Below are 14,154 nucleotides of genomic sequence, written 5' to 3' on the forward strand. Positions count from 1 at the left end.
CTGCAACAGTTCGTGAGAAGAAGGGTCGCAAATGACCAACCCATGGAATAATAGTCATAGGTTTTCTATATTGATGTCGATCGAAATGGTCTCTATTTTTTCATCACTACATAAGTCTTGTAAAAGACTATTTATTTTTCTTCCATTAGTTATTGGTTTACTTATTAATCCAATCTCTGTAAACGCACTCTATCCTAGTGATCCCTCATCAGTTGACGTACTAAAAGATGATCTTCACGGTGCAGACCTTCATAATACAGAATATGTTAAATATGATTTATCTAACCAAGATTTAGGAGAAGCTAATCTTCAAGGCGCATATATGAGCGTAACAACTGCAAAAAACTCTAGCTTTAAAGGAGCCAATATGACGGACCTCATTGCATATGCAACACGCTTTGATAACGCTGATTTTACAGATGCAAATCTTACTAATGGTGAGCTAATGAAAAGTGTGTTTGATGGAGCAATTATTGATGGAGCAGACTTTACTGATGCAAATCTTGATCTTTCTCAGAGAAAATCATTATGTGAAAGAGCTAGTGGAACTAACTCACAAACTGGAGTTAATACCATTGATAGTCTTGAATGCACTGGCTTAAAAGGTTACATGCCTCCAAAGCCAAAAGCATAATATTTAAAGCTAATTAACTCCTGAAGGGAAGATATTACCAGGCTCTTTTGAGTCTGGTTTTTTGCTATACCACCATTCTTGTATATCAGAAGAAAATTTCTTTGAAAAAAGAGTTATAACAGTCTCAACAGGCTTTGATCCAGGTTCTAAAATCTGAACTGAGTAAGACGGGCATTTTCTTGAAGCCATATCAGCAACGAACCTAGAGCCTATTCTTCTCCAACTAGGCTCCTTACTTCTCCAAGCAAGCCTTGAGCAAGGCCAAGGTAACTCTTCCCTATCATAAAGTCTGCAACATGGTCCAATTACCTTATAACTATACTGACCTCCATAACTTGATTGAACACTGCCAGTCTTGAAGAATTCAAATTTATTCATTCACAAAAAAAGCCACCTTCATAGAGGGTGGCAGAGAAATAATGAATAATCAACTTAGAAAAGATAATTTTTTATAATTAATACAATTCTTCCTCAGCATGAGTTGTAATTGTTACGTCAGATGTTGGATAAGCAACACATGTAAGAACAAAACCAGCTTCTAGTTGATCATCATCCAAGAAACTTTGATCTGATTGGTCAACACTACCTGAAGTAACTTTTCCAGCACATGTTGAACATGCTCCAGCTCTGCAGGAATATGGAAGGTCAATACCTTGTTCTTCAGCCGCATCTAGGATGTACTGGTCATCAGGTACTTCAATAGTTGAATTGAGACCTTCACCTTCGCTGATGAGTGTAACTTTGTAAGAAGCCATTTAAATAAAAAGTTGTTGGTAATTAATACCTTTTAAATACATTTTTAACATCGATTTAGTCGATATGGGAGATTTTGAAGTAATAAATGACACAATAAAATGTATTAAAGAGTATCCATAAGAAAAACTTATACTTAGATTGGATCACCGTTTTTTTGAGCATAAATGCATGCCCAATCTTTTCTAGTGGATACATCCAATAATTTCAAGTCATTCTGAATTAATATTTTTATAATTTCATCTTTTTGTGAATTCAGAATTCCACTGAGAATGACTTCCCCTTTGTTTCTCAAGCACTTATAAATATTTGGAATCATTTCTTTTATTACTTCAGCAAGAATATTGCATAAGACAAAATCAAATTGTTTGAGTTGATTTTTTAAAATTACTTCATTAAAAGATCCCAAATGTGTATTTAATTTTTTTAAATTACCAAAATTTAGTTGAAAATTAGAGTTAGTTGAATTTATAGCTAAATAATCATTATCAACTGCATAAACCTCCTTAGCGCCAAGCAATCTTGCAGCCACACTTAAAATCCCGCTACCACTTCCAATATCTAATACCTTTTTATCCGAAAATAAAATATTCTCCATTTTTTCCAAACAAAGATAAGTTGAAGGGTGGCTTCCTGTACCAAAGGCTGCTCCAGGATCAATTTTTATGATTTGTTTATCTTTATATTTTTCATTTAGGTTTATCCAACAAGGCAATATTAAAAAATGATTTCCTACTAATTCAGGCTCCCAATATTTTTTCCAACTTGTCAACCAATCCTCCTCTTTAATAATACTCCAGTCAAAAAATTGATTCTTAGGGGTATTAATGTTCAAAAGTTTGCTAATTATTTTTTCAAAACTACTTCTAGAACCCTCGCCCCAATCATCAATTGGAAGCCATATATTAACCTCTTTTTTATTTTCATTTTTAATTAAATATTCAAATGAAAAACTAAATATTCCCAGCTCATTTAATTTCCAAATAATAATTTCTTCTGAATCACTTTCTATCTGGAAAGTTAGTTTATACCAATCTTTAATTTCCATGTAATAGGGAAAGTCTCTTTATAGAGTAACTGGATTAGCATTGGTAATTCCCTCAACTTCAATAATGGTATCAAGCAACTTATTAGGAATTGGATCATCAATACTTAGAACCATAACGGCTTCTCCTCTAACAATTTTTCGCCCAACTTGCATTGAGGCAATATTTACATTGTTGCTACCCAATAAAGATCCAAGTTTTCCAATAATGCCTGGCATGTCTCTATGCCTAGTAACCAACATATATCTACTTGGCGATACATTAACAGGATATTGATCAATACTAATAATCCTTAATTCCCCATCTGCAAAAATGCTTCCTGCTACGCTATGGTCTCCATTATCTCCATATGTGGTTAATTGAAGTGATCCACTAGCAAATTCAGGTCTTGCCTCATCTTTACTCTCGACCACTGTAATGCCCCTAGAATCTGCTTCTAAGGAAGCATTCACATAATTGATCCTATCTCCCAAAGCTTTACTTAGAAGGCCTTTTAGACTAGCTATTATTAATGGCTGGGAAGGATGTTGAACGAATTCGCCTTGAAGCTTTACTTCTAATTTCTGTATTTGTCCTCCTGAAAGCTGGCTTATAAGCAGACCCATTGTTTCAGCTAACTGCAAATGAGGTTTTAGACTATCCATAATGTCAGGGCTCAAACCTGGGATATTTACTGCAGTTCTAGCGGATAAACCAAGCAAAACATCTCTGATTTGTTCTGCAACATCAACAGCCACATTTTCCTGCGCTTCCCGAGTAGATGCTCCTAAGTGAGGAGTAAGAATAAGATTTTTTTCAACCTTCAAAAGTGGTGAATTAGATTCCAAAGGTTCTTTAGAAAAGACATCTATTGCGGCTCCTCCGATCAATGATTTATTTAAAGCTTCTGCTAATGCATTTTCGTCAATTAATCCTCCTCGAGCACAATTAATTAATTTTGCGCTACTTTTCATACTTTTAAGCACCTCCATATTTACTAAATTCTCTGTCTCTGGTGTGCGAGGTAAATGCAAAGTTACATAATCGGATTGTTGGAATAAATCTTCTAGATCAGACAGTTTAACTTGGATTTGTTGAGCTCTTTCAGTTGAAACAAAGGGATCATATCCGCAAACTTCCATTCCTAATGCATTAGCAACTTTTGCTACATGAGCACCAATTTTCCCTAAACCTACTACACCTAATTTTTTCTTGTAAAGCTCATTCCCAACGAATTTCTTTCTCTCCCATTTACCTAACAAAGTACTACTATTAGCAATTGGAATATGTCTAGATAAGGCCAACATCATAGCTATAGTGTGTTCAGCCGCAGCTATTGTGTTACCCCCTGGAGAATTAACAACAAGAACTCCTTTTTGCGTAGCAGCCTTAACATCTACATTATCGACTCCAACTCCTGCTCTCCCAATGATTCTCAGTTTACTTGAAGAGTTAATAATTTCTTCAGTCACTTGAGTACCAGAGCGAATCATTAAAGCATCATAATCCTTAATAATGGAAGCTAACTCGGAGTCTGAGATTCCTATCTTCTGATCAACCTGAGCAACTTGTGAAAGAATATCGATTCCTGTTTGATCAATTGGATCTGTAATGAGAACTTTTGTCATTTAAGATTGGTTCTTTAATCTTTTACTTTAACTTAATCTATAGTGTATGTATCTTATTTTATTAATTTGAATAACACACAAACATTTGAGGATTGAAATTTGACTAAAAGTATTGTGATATTTGAAGACATTGATAAATGTATCCAGCTATTTAATGTTTTCAAAGAAAAATCAGTAATGCTCTCTGAAGCTATTTTGATCCCACCAATAAGTGAGAAAATATCATCAGACGAAACAGAATTGCTCAATGCGAAAGCAAATGTCTTATTCAAATCTCAAAATTTTGAAGATATAAGAATTTTAAATCCTAAACTTGATAGAAAGATCAGACAACAAGATATGAGTAGATGGCTAATGCCATTTGGGTTTATAGCTGGAATAGCTTTTTCTAATATGACAAATTTATCTACCTTCAGCTTTCTTGGTTTAAATAACATCGGGGAATCATTAATTGGAGGTCTTTTAGGAATGGGTTCAGGATATTTAGGAAGCATTGTTTCTTCTGCAAGTATCAACATTAATAGAAACAAAGAGTTAAGATCAATCATTAATTTCAATAAAGAGGGTAAATGGCTTGTTCTACTTGAAAATCAAATTGGAGCTGAATTACCATGGGCTTTGATAAAACAATCAGAAGCAAAAGATATAATTTTTTTAGAAGGCTAAATGATTGACTTAAAAGAGATCTTAATAAATTCAAACTACAAAAAAGAAACTGAGGAATTAATAAATATTGCTAACTTAGCTTACAAACACTGGGAAACTTATTGGACTGGGTTTAATTCAACTTATGTTTGCGAAGAGATTTTAAAAGATTTTAAAAATTTAAATGATTTCAAATTTTTTATTTATGGAGGATTCTCCTCTTCTCAAAGATCTAGGATAGCTTGCTTTAGAGGAGATAATATTCCTGAAGAGCATGCGCTAAAAAGTAATTTTCCAGCTCAAGGGATAAAAATTAATGGAAATTTTTTATTTGATAATGCTACACAAGACGACTTTAGATCCCTCTTAATTGAAAATGGGGTTAATCAAATAAAAGTTGGTGATATATGGACTATTGGCGATAGGGGAGCACAAGGGATAATTGATAATTCAGATATTACGCATCTAGATGAAAAGATTTTTTATTTAAGAGACGTAAAAGTAAAAGTTAATGTAGTAGATATAGATGAATTACAAATACCTTCTGGAAGATCAAAAAAACTTGTCAATACAGTAGAAGCTTCAACAAGATTAGATGCTATAGCTTCAGCTGGCTTTAGGGTATCACGAACCAAAATCATTGAAAGGATAGAAAATGGAATGCTCAGATTAAATGGAAGCAAAGTTAATAAGCCAACAATCAATTTAAAAATTGGCGACAAATTAGAACTTGAAAATAAAGGATTTATCGAAATTCTAAATTTAGAAATGACCAAAAGAGAACGATGGAAAGTTAAATTACTTAGAAAATGAAACGCAACCTGCTATTTTCTTATAAGGGGAATTAAAAATTCCTCAATTGGGGCGATTAGCTCAGTGGTAGAGCACTACCTCGACACGGTAGTGGCCACTGGTTCGAATCCAGTATCGCCCATTAAAACTTTTGACGACCTAGGTTATATCCACAGAAAATAATTTCATTTTTTAGATTATTAAAAAAGATGAAACTTAATCAGATAATTAATCTACATAAAGGTCTCACTGCATTTGTAGTGATAGGTCTTATGATTTTTTTTGATAATTTTACGATCGCTCCCTTCGTTTATTTAGCTCTGCATGGTACTTATGGATTACTTTGGCTTCTAAAAGAAAAGATATTCCCAGATCCTTATTTTAAAGAAAAAATCAATTTTTTAACTTCAGTTACTGGTTTTATTTTTCTTGGAAGTTACTGGGTAGCTCCCTACATTCTTATCTCATCTCAGAAATCTGTTCCAAATATCGTAATAGCTGCATCTGTATCTATAAATATAATTGGTGTGTTTCTACACTTTGCTAGTGATGCCCAAAAATATTTTTCTCTTAAATTAAAAAAAGATCTAATTAAAGAAGGATTTTTCAAAAATATAAGGAATACAAATTATCTAGGAGAAATACTAATTTATCTATCATTCGCGATACTTTCAATGAGTTTCATACCATTAGTAATTCTTGCAATATTTTTCTCTATAGTTTTTCTACCAAGAATGATAAAAAAAGATAAATCGCTCTCAAAATATGATTCATTCGAAGAATACAAAAAGAAAAGTGGTCTTATATTGCCTAAATTAAATGCCTGATAACAACTTACCCAGTTGGAGGCAAGATTTAAAATCTTCTAGAAAAAAAGAGGGCAAATCACCCTCTAATAGATGGATACAGCTTGCAACAGTCAGCGAAGAAAATGAGCCAAGATTAAGAACAGTTGTTTTCAGAGGATGGCATAAAGATAGTTCAATGATTATTTTTACAGATAGAAGAAGTGAAAAAATTGGGCATTTAAAATCTAACCATAATGCAGAAATATTATGGTTCTTTTTGAAAAGCAAATCACAATATAGATTCAAAGGAAAAATACATGAATTAAGTGATAACAAAAATTATTGGGATTTATTATCAGAAAAATCAAAATCTTCTTGGTTTTGGGGATCTCCTGGAGAGAAAATAAACCCAAAAGTCCAATCTACTTATGAAACATTATCCAATCTACCCAAGTCAGAAAATTTTGTAGTTTTAAATTTTGAAATCGATTCAGTAGATCTTCTTAAATTAGAACAGCCTGTTCATAAACGATATCTTTGGGAAAAGATTAAGAAATGGGAAAAAGTTGAAATTAATCCTTAAATATTTCTAAATTGTATATTTAGGTTGAAAAACATATAGTGATCAGTCAGTTTTAAAAAAGAAGTATTATTCATATGAATTTCTCCGAAATTCCAGAAAACCCTTTTATTTTTTTATCTTGGGTGACAGCTATAGGGCTATTTATAAGTCTTTCTGAAGCAACAATTAAGATAAAACTTGAGAAGAGAAACAGTTATCGAAAAAGGTTAGAGCTAATCAATAACCTTTATCCTAAAAAGTTAGCTTGAAGTATCTGAGAGTATGTTCGCTTGCAAAAATTGAAATAAGCCACCTTTACTTGTTTCTTCTTTAACTTCAACTTGTTTGGAAGGTTTTGCTTTTGTTGAGGGTACAATTTCCTCATCATCTTCTGATTTCAAAATTCTGATAATGACTTCATCTAAAGAGAAATTACCGGGACCTGTTAATGCAATTGAAGTTGCTGAAGCAAAATACAAAAGTAAAAGCTCTAGTAAGAAAATATTAAAACCTGAAGTAACCAGTGCATGATATATAGCGACAGAAATTGTTCCAACAATTGCCAAAGCTCCGAATCTTGTGGCTAAGCCGATAATTAGCAACCAACTACCACCTATTTCTGAGAATGCCGCTATGTATGATAAAAATATTGGGAATGGGAGATGTAATGGTCTTACAAAAGCATCAGCGAAATTTTCTATATTTGCTAATTTCTCATAACCGTGATGAATAAGAACAGTTCCAGTTATAACTCTAAGAATTAATAAAGCAGTATCTTTGCTAAACGACTTGGTAAGAATTGTTGAAAGCACTATAAAAAAATTATCCTTAAGTAAAAATAACTAGTCACAGTATCCATCGTGGATTAAAGAGCAAAAGTCGCACCTAAATAAGTATTTATACTTACTCACTAAAAGGGTTATTTTGTGATCAGGAATTCAACTAAGTTACAAATTATTTTTTGAAGAATTTTCTAATATTCTCTGATTTATTTTTGGAATATTTTCTTTAAATTTAAAAAACCCTCTTTTAGCAAATTTCCAAGCAAATAAATCTTCATCCCTCACAAGATTAAAAATTTTTTTATGGTTTAAATTTTTAAACTCAGTTATGAAATCATAATTTTCTCCCACTCCAGGATAAATAATGTCTATTTCGTTGGTATTTTTAAAAGTATTTTCCAGTAAATAAGAATCAAGCTGTTCAACATTATCAAATTGCTCTACAAATTCAGAGACCAAGTCTTGTTTAAATTTCAAAACAGATTCAGACAATTTAATTTGTCTTTGTTCATTTTTTAAAAGGATAATAAATACTTTTTTATAGCTTGGAAGTAAATTTTCAAGGGTTGCAATGTGCAGATCATTTTCAAACATAATCAGATTATCTGATTTAGGATCCATATCATTTTTATAAATCTGATCTTCAAATGGTGTTTGATTAGATTCTTCAAGAAAAATTTGTTTATTACTTATTTTTTCTACATTAAATCTATTATTTGAAAACTTTCTGAGGTTTGATGATGAAAAAAGATATTGTTTTCCCTTCGTTTGCAATCCTCCGACCCATCTCCAGCTAAGGAGATTAGATGAAGCATCTCCATCAAAAAGATATTTAAAGAAAAACTTTGCTCCCAATTGCCATGGGAGGCCTAAATTAAATATCCAAGTACTCGCAAACCACATTCTTGTATGGTTATGCAAATAGTTGTACTGCTTTAATTCATGGACCCAAGAATTAAAAAAATCTAATTCTGTATTGCCATTAATTGCACTTTCATATAGCTCATAATCAAAATCGAGATTGTTTTCTGAAATAAAATTTCTCCAAACTTTAGGTCTATTTTCCATCCACCCTCTCCAGTAAACTCTCCAAAATATTTCTTCAACAAACTTAGTTGAATTTTTGATTTTGTACTTACTTTTAATATCAAAGATCAGATCATATTCCGATAAAATTCTATGGGTAATAAAAGGCGATAATTTTGAAACCGAACTTTCGTTATTGGGCCCAAAATCAAAATTTCTTAATTTTGCATAATCATCAATTTTGTATTTCGCAAAATTTTCCCAGGTATTTTGAGCTTTTAATAAAAATGACATTTTCTCATAACTTTAAAAAATTTTTTTTTGTATTGATAGAAATTTCAAAAATTTGCCTGCAAATTAATTATTAAAATTTTGTATTTCACTTTTAAGTAAATATGTTTGATTGCAGTATTTAATTTAAACGCCTGACAAGTACATTTTATACTCTTAAATTGCTCTCTGCGTAGGAGGATATTTAGTGGTCAATTACTTTTTAGATCTAATTTTAATTTTCAAATCTTTATTTAAATGATTTTTTCTAAAAGATTTTTAAATATTTATCAAAATTATTATGAATAATTTATTAGTGAGAGATGTTAAGTATCTTGATGAACAATACAGAATAGGTGAAGGCATAATTTCGGATGATGCATTTAAGCAACTTGAAAAGCTCTTTATTACTGTTGATCAAGAGCATAACTACTTTAATCAAAAAAATAATAAACTTTTGCCAAAATTAGCCAAAGAAAACTATAAAGAATTTTTGGAAAGTTTATTAACAAAAACTAGATTAAGTATTCAACCAAAAATTGATGGATGTGCTATTGCAATTAGATATATAGATGGCAAGTTTAATAAAGCTATTACAAAAAAAGGATTTGATGTCTCAAGCAAAATTAAACAAATTAAAAATGTCCCCGATTGTATTCCTATCAAACGAGATTTTCAAATTAGAGGTGAACTATACGCTACAAACAAAGTTGCCGGTATTTCCCAAAGAATTACAAGAAAATACCTCAATGATAAGAAAGAGATTGGAGAAAGTCTCCGCTTTTGCTGTTTCCAAATACTTAATGGAAGACTTAATCAATACGAAACCCTTAACTATCTTAAAAAATGTGGCTTCAGTACCCCTGACAGTTACTTCACAAATCATACAAGCGAAATCCAAATATATAAAAAAAATTGGTTAGAGAAAAAAATATTTGCGAAATATCCAACTAATGGGATAGTTATAAAAATAAATAGTAGGAAATTACAGTTAATTAGAGAGAAAAGTTTATCTCAAAATAACGAATGGCAATATGCAATTGAAAAATAAAATTAAATATTACCTTCATAAAGATCTCACGATACTGACTTCCGGTATTTACAGTGGATAATAATTAAATTCCAAAGCAATTTGCAGGATTACTAAATGACTGCCACTATTTCAAGACCTAAAATTTCTAACTGGGCAACATCTAATATTCCAAACCTTATAGGCAAAACAGCGCTAATTACTGGTGCGAATAGTGGTCTTGGATACTTCACTGCAAAGGCCTTAGCAGAAAAAAATGCTCATGTTGTTATAGCTTGTAGATCCCTTGAAAAAGCTAATCAAACTATCAAAAAACTTAAAGGTCTTAATCCTGAAGGATTATTTACACCTTTAGAATTAGATTTTTCAGATTTAAAAAATATTGTTGAAGTTCAGTCCAAAATTTTTGATAATTTTGAAAATTTGGATTTACTAATTAATAATGCAGGCATTATGCATCCGCCTAAAACTCTTAGTGCCCAGGGATATGAAATACAATTTGCAGTTAATCATCTAGCCCACATGCTTTTGACCCTAAAGCTACTTCCAATTATTGAAAAAAAAGAAGAATCTAGAATAGTGACGGTTACTTCTGGTGCACAATTTTTTGGCAAAGTTGGTTGGGAAAATCTTAAAGCTGAGAACTATTACAACAAATGGGAATCTTACTCCAATAGCAAATTGGCAAATGTAATGTTTGCTTTGGAACTAAATGAAAACTTAAAGCACAAAAATATACTTTCTTTAGCTGCTCATCCAGGAATTGCAAAAACAAATCTCTTTACTGCTCAAAAACCTAACCCTAGTCCATTAGAAATTTTCTCCTTGGAATTATTTAGTCCAATTTTTCAAACTGCTGAGATGGGTGCTTTACCTCAACTTTTTGCAGCTACTTCACCAGATGCAAGAGGCGGTGAACATTATGGTCCTAGATTTAATTTCAGAGGTCATCCAAAACTATCTCCTACTTCTCCTTTCGCTATGAATAAAAAAGAAAGAAAAAATTTATGGGAAAAAAGCCTCGAAATACTTAGTGACTTCTTATAAATTTTTCATTTTTACTAACTTTAGAAAATACTTCAAGATATGTAATTCACTTTCTGAGAGTTTCATAAATTCTGTTAAAGCATCATAATTTTTTTCATCAATTTTTTTTGACAATTTAATAAAACTATCATGGTTTTCATTAACAAAGCGCTCAGCAATCTGAGACGGAGTTAAACCCTTTTCAATTAATTCACCTGGAGCATTTTTCTCCCACTTTTCATAAAACCAAGAGAACCAATATTTTGCAGTATTTTCTTCCATTAATTAACTTTTCTTTGGCAAATACTATAAATACTGAAGAAAGATCTCATGATTGAATTACCTCTTAAACACAATTAATATAAATGCAATTATAAATTTAATGATAGATAATCATTCTAGTAAAGGAAATATTAATCTTATAATTGGATTAGGTAAATCTGGATTTTGGGCTGCCAAGTATTTGAGAAGCATCAATAAGAGAGTAATTGTTTGGGAAAGTAAAGATGGGATAGAATTCTTAGAAAGAAAAACAGAATTAGAAGAGCTTAATATACTAGTTTATCTGAATAAAGAATTTGTATTTGAAGAAATTCAACCTTTTGTGAAAGAGATCGAATCTGTTGTTGTAAGTCCATCAATACCTTATAACCATAAAACTATTATTGAATTAAAAAAAAAGGGAATTAAAGTAATTGGAGAAATTAATGTTGCATGGGAAATTTTAAAAGACACAAATTGGATAGGTATTACTGGCACTAATGGCAAGACTACTGTTACTCATCTACTAAGCCATATACTCTGTGATACTGGATTATATGCTCCTTTTGCTGGAAATATTGGTACACCTTTATGTAAATATGCTCACTCCAAAAAAGATGAAAAAATTGATTGGGTTGTAGCTGAATTAAGCAGTTATCAAATAGAAATATCTCCAGAAGTAAAACCTAATATTGGAATATGGACAACCTTCACAGAAGATCATCTTGAAAGACATAAAACACTTGAAAACTATTTCAACATAAAAAAAAGCTTGCTAGAAAAATCTGATTTTAGAATTTATAATTATGACGATAAAAATCTAAGAAATCACTACACTTCGCTATCAAGTGGGGTTTGGATAACAACTAGTTTCGATAAATCAAATTTTATTCAATGCGATTATTGGATAGATGATCAAGCATACATTGTTGAGAGAGGAAAGAAATTATTCAAACTTGAACATTTTTCTTTAAAAGGAATGCATAATCTTCAAAATCTTTTATTGGTAATTGCAGCAGCTAGAAAAGTTGGATTATCTGGGAAGAAGATTAAAGATTCTTTATCTAATTACAAACAATTACCCCATAGGATGGAAACAATTTATAAAAATAATGATCTGGAAATAATTAATGATAGTAAAGCTACAAATTTTGACTCATCTATTGCAGGAATTAATTCAATTGAAGGTCAAATAATAATCATTGCTGGGGGTAGATTAAAAGGGCATGAATATAGTGAGTGGATAAAAGTTTTAAAGAAAAAAGTTAAATGTGTTTTCCTTTTTGGAGAAAGCTCAAAAGTCCTTAAAATGGCGCTTATTAATGAAGGATTTAAAAAAAATATTTTTGAATTTTCAGAACTAAAAGAGCTTTTAAATTTTGTTTTTCATTATTTACAAAATAATAGGTTTGGAACATTATTATTCTCACCTTCATGCTCTAGTTTTGATCAATTTAAAAATTATGAAGAGCGTGGAGATTATTTCAAGAAACTAATAAGTGAAAAATTAAAGGTTAATAAATCCATTTTTTGTTAAAAAAATATTTCGTATTTATCAGGTCGGTCATCACAACCGTCTCCCCACTAGCAAATATTCACTTAATTAGTTAGATTTTAACCATAAATTAACTACTAGTAATGAGTGAATCTAACAATTTACCTCAAGCAATAAGTCATAAAAAATTAAGTTACTTAATGCTTAGGGCACAAAAGGATTCTCATTTTTCTGATGAATTAGCAGAAATAGAAAGTCCCGAAATAAGAGAATTTGAAGAGTTATTAAACACTTGGGAAGCTTCAACTAAGAAAGTAGTTAACGAGTTATCAAAAAGAAAAGAGAATTTACTAAAAGATAAATCACCGAATTCTTTAATTGCTCTTGGTGCTATGGAAGTTCACCTTAATATGGCTTTGCAAGCCTTAAATGCATTTAATAAAGGACTTGATGGGTAAAATTAACATATAAATTACAAGGAAGGCATCGAAAATAAGAGAAAATCTAGTTTTTTTTCAGTATCTATATAGACATCATCATAATAATTAACTTCAAAACCCATGCCATCTCCAGATTCGAGACATATATTTGAATTAGAGTCTTTACTTTTTAATAAAAGATTACCTTCTATTATTTGTATCCAATTATATTTATCGATTTTTAATGGCAATTTTTTTTCTTTAATTGGCTTATATTTACAACGCCATATAGAGATACTTTGATTTAGAAAAAGCTTATTATTTTTTAAGTCTTTGTAATTAAAAATAAGATTATCCCACAACTTTTCATTTAATGAAATTTGATCATATCGGGGGTTGATATTTTCTTTTTGAGGGTATATCCAAATCTGGAACAACTTACAGGTCTCATTTTCTTCATTCTTCTCGCTATGAGAGATTCCAGTACCTGCAGACATAACTTGTACTTCATCTTTGTGGATTTTCCCAAGATTATTTAAAGAGTCTCTATGAGTTATTGCTCCTTTTGTTACGACAGTAATTATTTCCATATTTGCATGAGAATGTGTATTAAATCCTGCATTAGGAGAAATAATATCTTCGTTTATAACTCTAATTTTCCCAAAATTATCCCATTTTGGATCTCTATGCTCTGCGAAAGAAAATGAATGCATCGAATTTAGCCATTCTCTAGTCGATCTAAATCTTTCGTGAGATTTCCTTATTTTAATTATTTTCAAAGACATAAATACTAAGAAATAAATATGGTGTATTTGTGTAAATTAAATATTTTGAAAATTATAAATTATGAATAAGTTAAATTACTTTTTATTTATTTGTTGATTTTATTTTGTGCTTTATTTGCTTTAATAATTATTTTTTTTGCTTCTTCTCTCGTAGAACATTTTTCTGCCTCAACATTCAAATTTTTTAATTTATTTAGTTGCTTTGAAATTTTCATATAAGGTTAACTTAACAA

The 14,154-nt window shown here is 30.7% G+C and carries 18 protein-coding genes and 1 tRNA gene; 10 read left to right on the forward strand and 9 right to left on the reverse strand.

The features are described 5' to 3' along the window. The first annotated feature begins 73 nt into the window (after window positions 1-73). Complete coding sequence (locus tag EW14_RS07745; RefSeq protein ID WP_081925757.1) at window positions 74-634, forward strand: pentapeptide repeat-containing protein; 561 nt, start codon at window positions 74-76, stop codon at window positions 632-634. Window positions 635-643: 9 nt separating this feature from the next. Here the strand turns inward: EW14_RS07745 and EW14_RS07750 are convergent, their stop codons facing one another. The 4 genes from EW14_RS07750 to serA form a co-directional block, all read right to left on the reverse strand. Further along, window positions 644-1,012, reverse strand: a complete 369-nt coding sequence (locus EW14_RS07750) for a hypothetical protein (RefSeq protein ID WP_042850905.1) — start codon at window positions 1,010-1,012, stop codon at window positions 644-646. A gap of 77 nt (window positions 1,013-1,089) precedes the next feature. Next, a complete protein-coding gene (locus EW14_RS07755) occupies window positions 1,090-1,389 on the reverse strand; it encodes a ferredoxin (RefSeq protein WP_011376994.1) in 300 nt (99 codons plus the stop codon). Window positions 1,390-1,523: 134 nt separating this feature from the next. Beyond that, on the reverse strand, window positions 1,524-2,435 hold the full coding sequence (gene prmA, locus EW14_RS07760) for a 50S ribosomal protein L11 methyltransferase (protein WP_042850906.1): 912 nt from the start codon (window positions 2,433-2,435) through the stop codon (window positions 1,524-1,526). Between the two features lie 18 nt (window positions 2,436-2,453). Beyond that, on the reverse strand, window positions 2,454-4,040 hold the full coding sequence (gene serA, locus EW14_RS07765; RefSeq protein WP_042850907.1) for a phosphoglycerate dehydrogenase: 1,587 nt from the start codon (window positions 4,038-4,040) through the stop codon (window positions 2,454-2,456). Between the two features lie 99 nt (window positions 4,041-4,139). On the opposite strand from serA, the gene EW14_RS07770 reads away from it, so the two are divergent. The 5 genes from EW14_RS07770 to EW14_RS07790 all read left to right on the forward strand — a co-directional run bounded on the left by EW14_RS07770 (window position 4,140) and on the right by EW14_RS07790 (window position 6,848). Then, window positions 4,140-4,706: a hypothetical protein gene (locus EW14_RS07770; protein ID WP_042850908.1), complete on the forward strand. Its 567-nt coding sequence runs from the start codon at window positions 4,140-4,142 to the stop codon at window positions 4,704-4,706. Beyond that, window positions 4,707-5,498 (forward strand): photosystem II S4 domain protein, encoded by a 792-nt coding sequence (locus tag EW14_RS07775; RefSeq protein ID WP_042850909.1) that lies wholly within the window; start codon window positions 4,707-4,709, stop codon window positions 5,496-5,498. Window positions 5,499-5,547: 49 nt separating this feature from the next. Then, window positions 5,548-5,619: transfer RNA gene (locus EW14_RS07780), tRNA-Val, on the forward strand. A gap of 67 nt (window positions 5,620-5,686) precedes the next feature. Next, window positions 5,687-6,304: an isoprenylcysteine carboxylmethyltransferase family protein gene (locus tag EW14_RS07785; protein ID WP_042850910.1), complete on the forward strand. Its 618-nt coding sequence runs from the start codon at window positions 5,687-5,689 to the stop codon at window positions 6,302-6,304. Beyond that, entirely contained in the window at window positions 6,297-6,848 is a 552-nt protein-coding gene (locus EW14_RS07790) for a pyridoxamine 5'-phosphate oxidase family protein (protein WP_042850911.1), read from the forward strand. The genes EW14_RS07785 and EW14_RS07790 overlap by 8 nt, the downstream gene beginning before the upstream one ends. 239 nt (window positions 6,849-7,087) lie before the next feature. Here the strand turns inward: EW14_RS07790 and EW14_RS07795 are convergent, their stop codons facing one another. Further along, window positions 7,088-7,639 carry a DoxX family protein gene (locus EW14_RS07795; RefSeq protein WP_042850912.1) on the reverse strand — a complete coding sequence of 184 codons (552 nt, stop codon included), beginning with the start codon at window positions 7,637-7,639 and terminating at the stop codon, window positions 7,088-7,090. 135 nt (window positions 7,640-7,774) lie between these two features. Beyond that, complete coding sequence (locus EW14_RS07800; RefSeq protein ID WP_042850913.1) at window positions 7,775-8,929, reverse strand: FAD-binding domain-containing protein; 1,155 nt, start codon at window positions 8,927-8,929, stop codon at window positions 7,775-7,777. A gap of 277 nt (window positions 8,930-9,206) precedes the next feature. On the opposite strand from EW14_RS07800, the gene EW14_RS07805 reads away from it, so the two are divergent. Continuing rightward, window positions 9,207-9,956: an NAD-dependent DNA ligase gene (locus tag EW14_RS07805; RefSeq protein ID WP_042850914.1), complete on the forward strand. Its 750-nt coding sequence runs from the start codon at window positions 9,207-9,209 to the stop codon at window positions 9,954-9,956. Between the two features lie 96 nt (window positions 9,957-10,052). After that, entirely contained in the window at window positions 10,053-10,982 is a 930-nt protein-coding gene (locus tag EW14_RS07810) for an oxidoreductase (protein WP_042850915.1), read from the forward strand. Here the strand turns inward: EW14_RS07810 and EW14_RS07815 are convergent. Continuing rightward, a complete protein-coding gene (locus tag EW14_RS07815; RefSeq protein WP_032521616.1) occupies window positions 10,977-11,243 on the reverse strand; it encodes a hypothetical protein in 267 nt (88 codons plus the stop codon). The two genes, EW14_RS07810 and EW14_RS07815, sit on opposite strands and share 6 nt — an antisense overlap. Window positions 11,244-11,343: 100 nt before the next feature. Between EW14_RS07815 and murD the strand changes: the two genes are divergently transcribed. Then, a complete protein-coding gene (murD, locus tag EW14_RS07820; RefSeq protein WP_042850916.1) occupies window positions 11,344-12,759 on the forward strand; it encodes a UDP-N-acetylmuramoyl-L-alanine--D-glutamate ligase in 1,416 nt (471 codons plus the stop codon). A 101-nt stretch (window positions 12,760-12,860) separates the two neighbouring features. Continuing rightward, window positions 12,861-13,175, forward strand: a complete 315-nt coding sequence (locus EW14_RS07825) for a hypothetical protein (protein ID WP_042850917.1) — start codon at window positions 12,861-12,863, stop codon at window positions 13,173-13,175. A gap of 14 nt (window positions 13,176-13,189) precedes the next feature. Here the strand turns inward: EW14_RS07825 and EW14_RS07830 are convergent, their stop codons facing one another. Together EW14_RS07830 and EW14_RS10645 are read right to left on the reverse strand one after the other, a co-directional pair. Next, window positions 13,190-13,921, reverse strand: coding sequence for a pirin-like bicupin family protein (locus tag EW14_RS07830; RefSeq protein ID WP_071840810.1), 732 nt, complete (start codon window positions 13,919-13,921; stop codon window positions 13,190-13,192). An 86-nt stretch (window positions 13,922-14,007) separates the two neighbouring features. Further along, window positions 14,008-14,136 (reverse strand): hypothetical protein, encoded by a 129-nt coding sequence (locus EW14_RS10645; protein WP_255347392.1) that lies wholly within the window; start codon window positions 14,134-14,136, stop codon window positions 14,008-14,010. Window positions 14,137-14,154: the final 18 nt, after the last annotated feature.

Origin of the sequence: Prochlorococcus sp. MIT 0604 (genome assembly GCF_000757845.1) — a bacterium.
Classification (GTDB): domain Bacteria; phylum Cyanobacteriota; class Cyanobacteriia; order PCC-6307; family Cyanobiaceae; genus Prochlorococcus_A.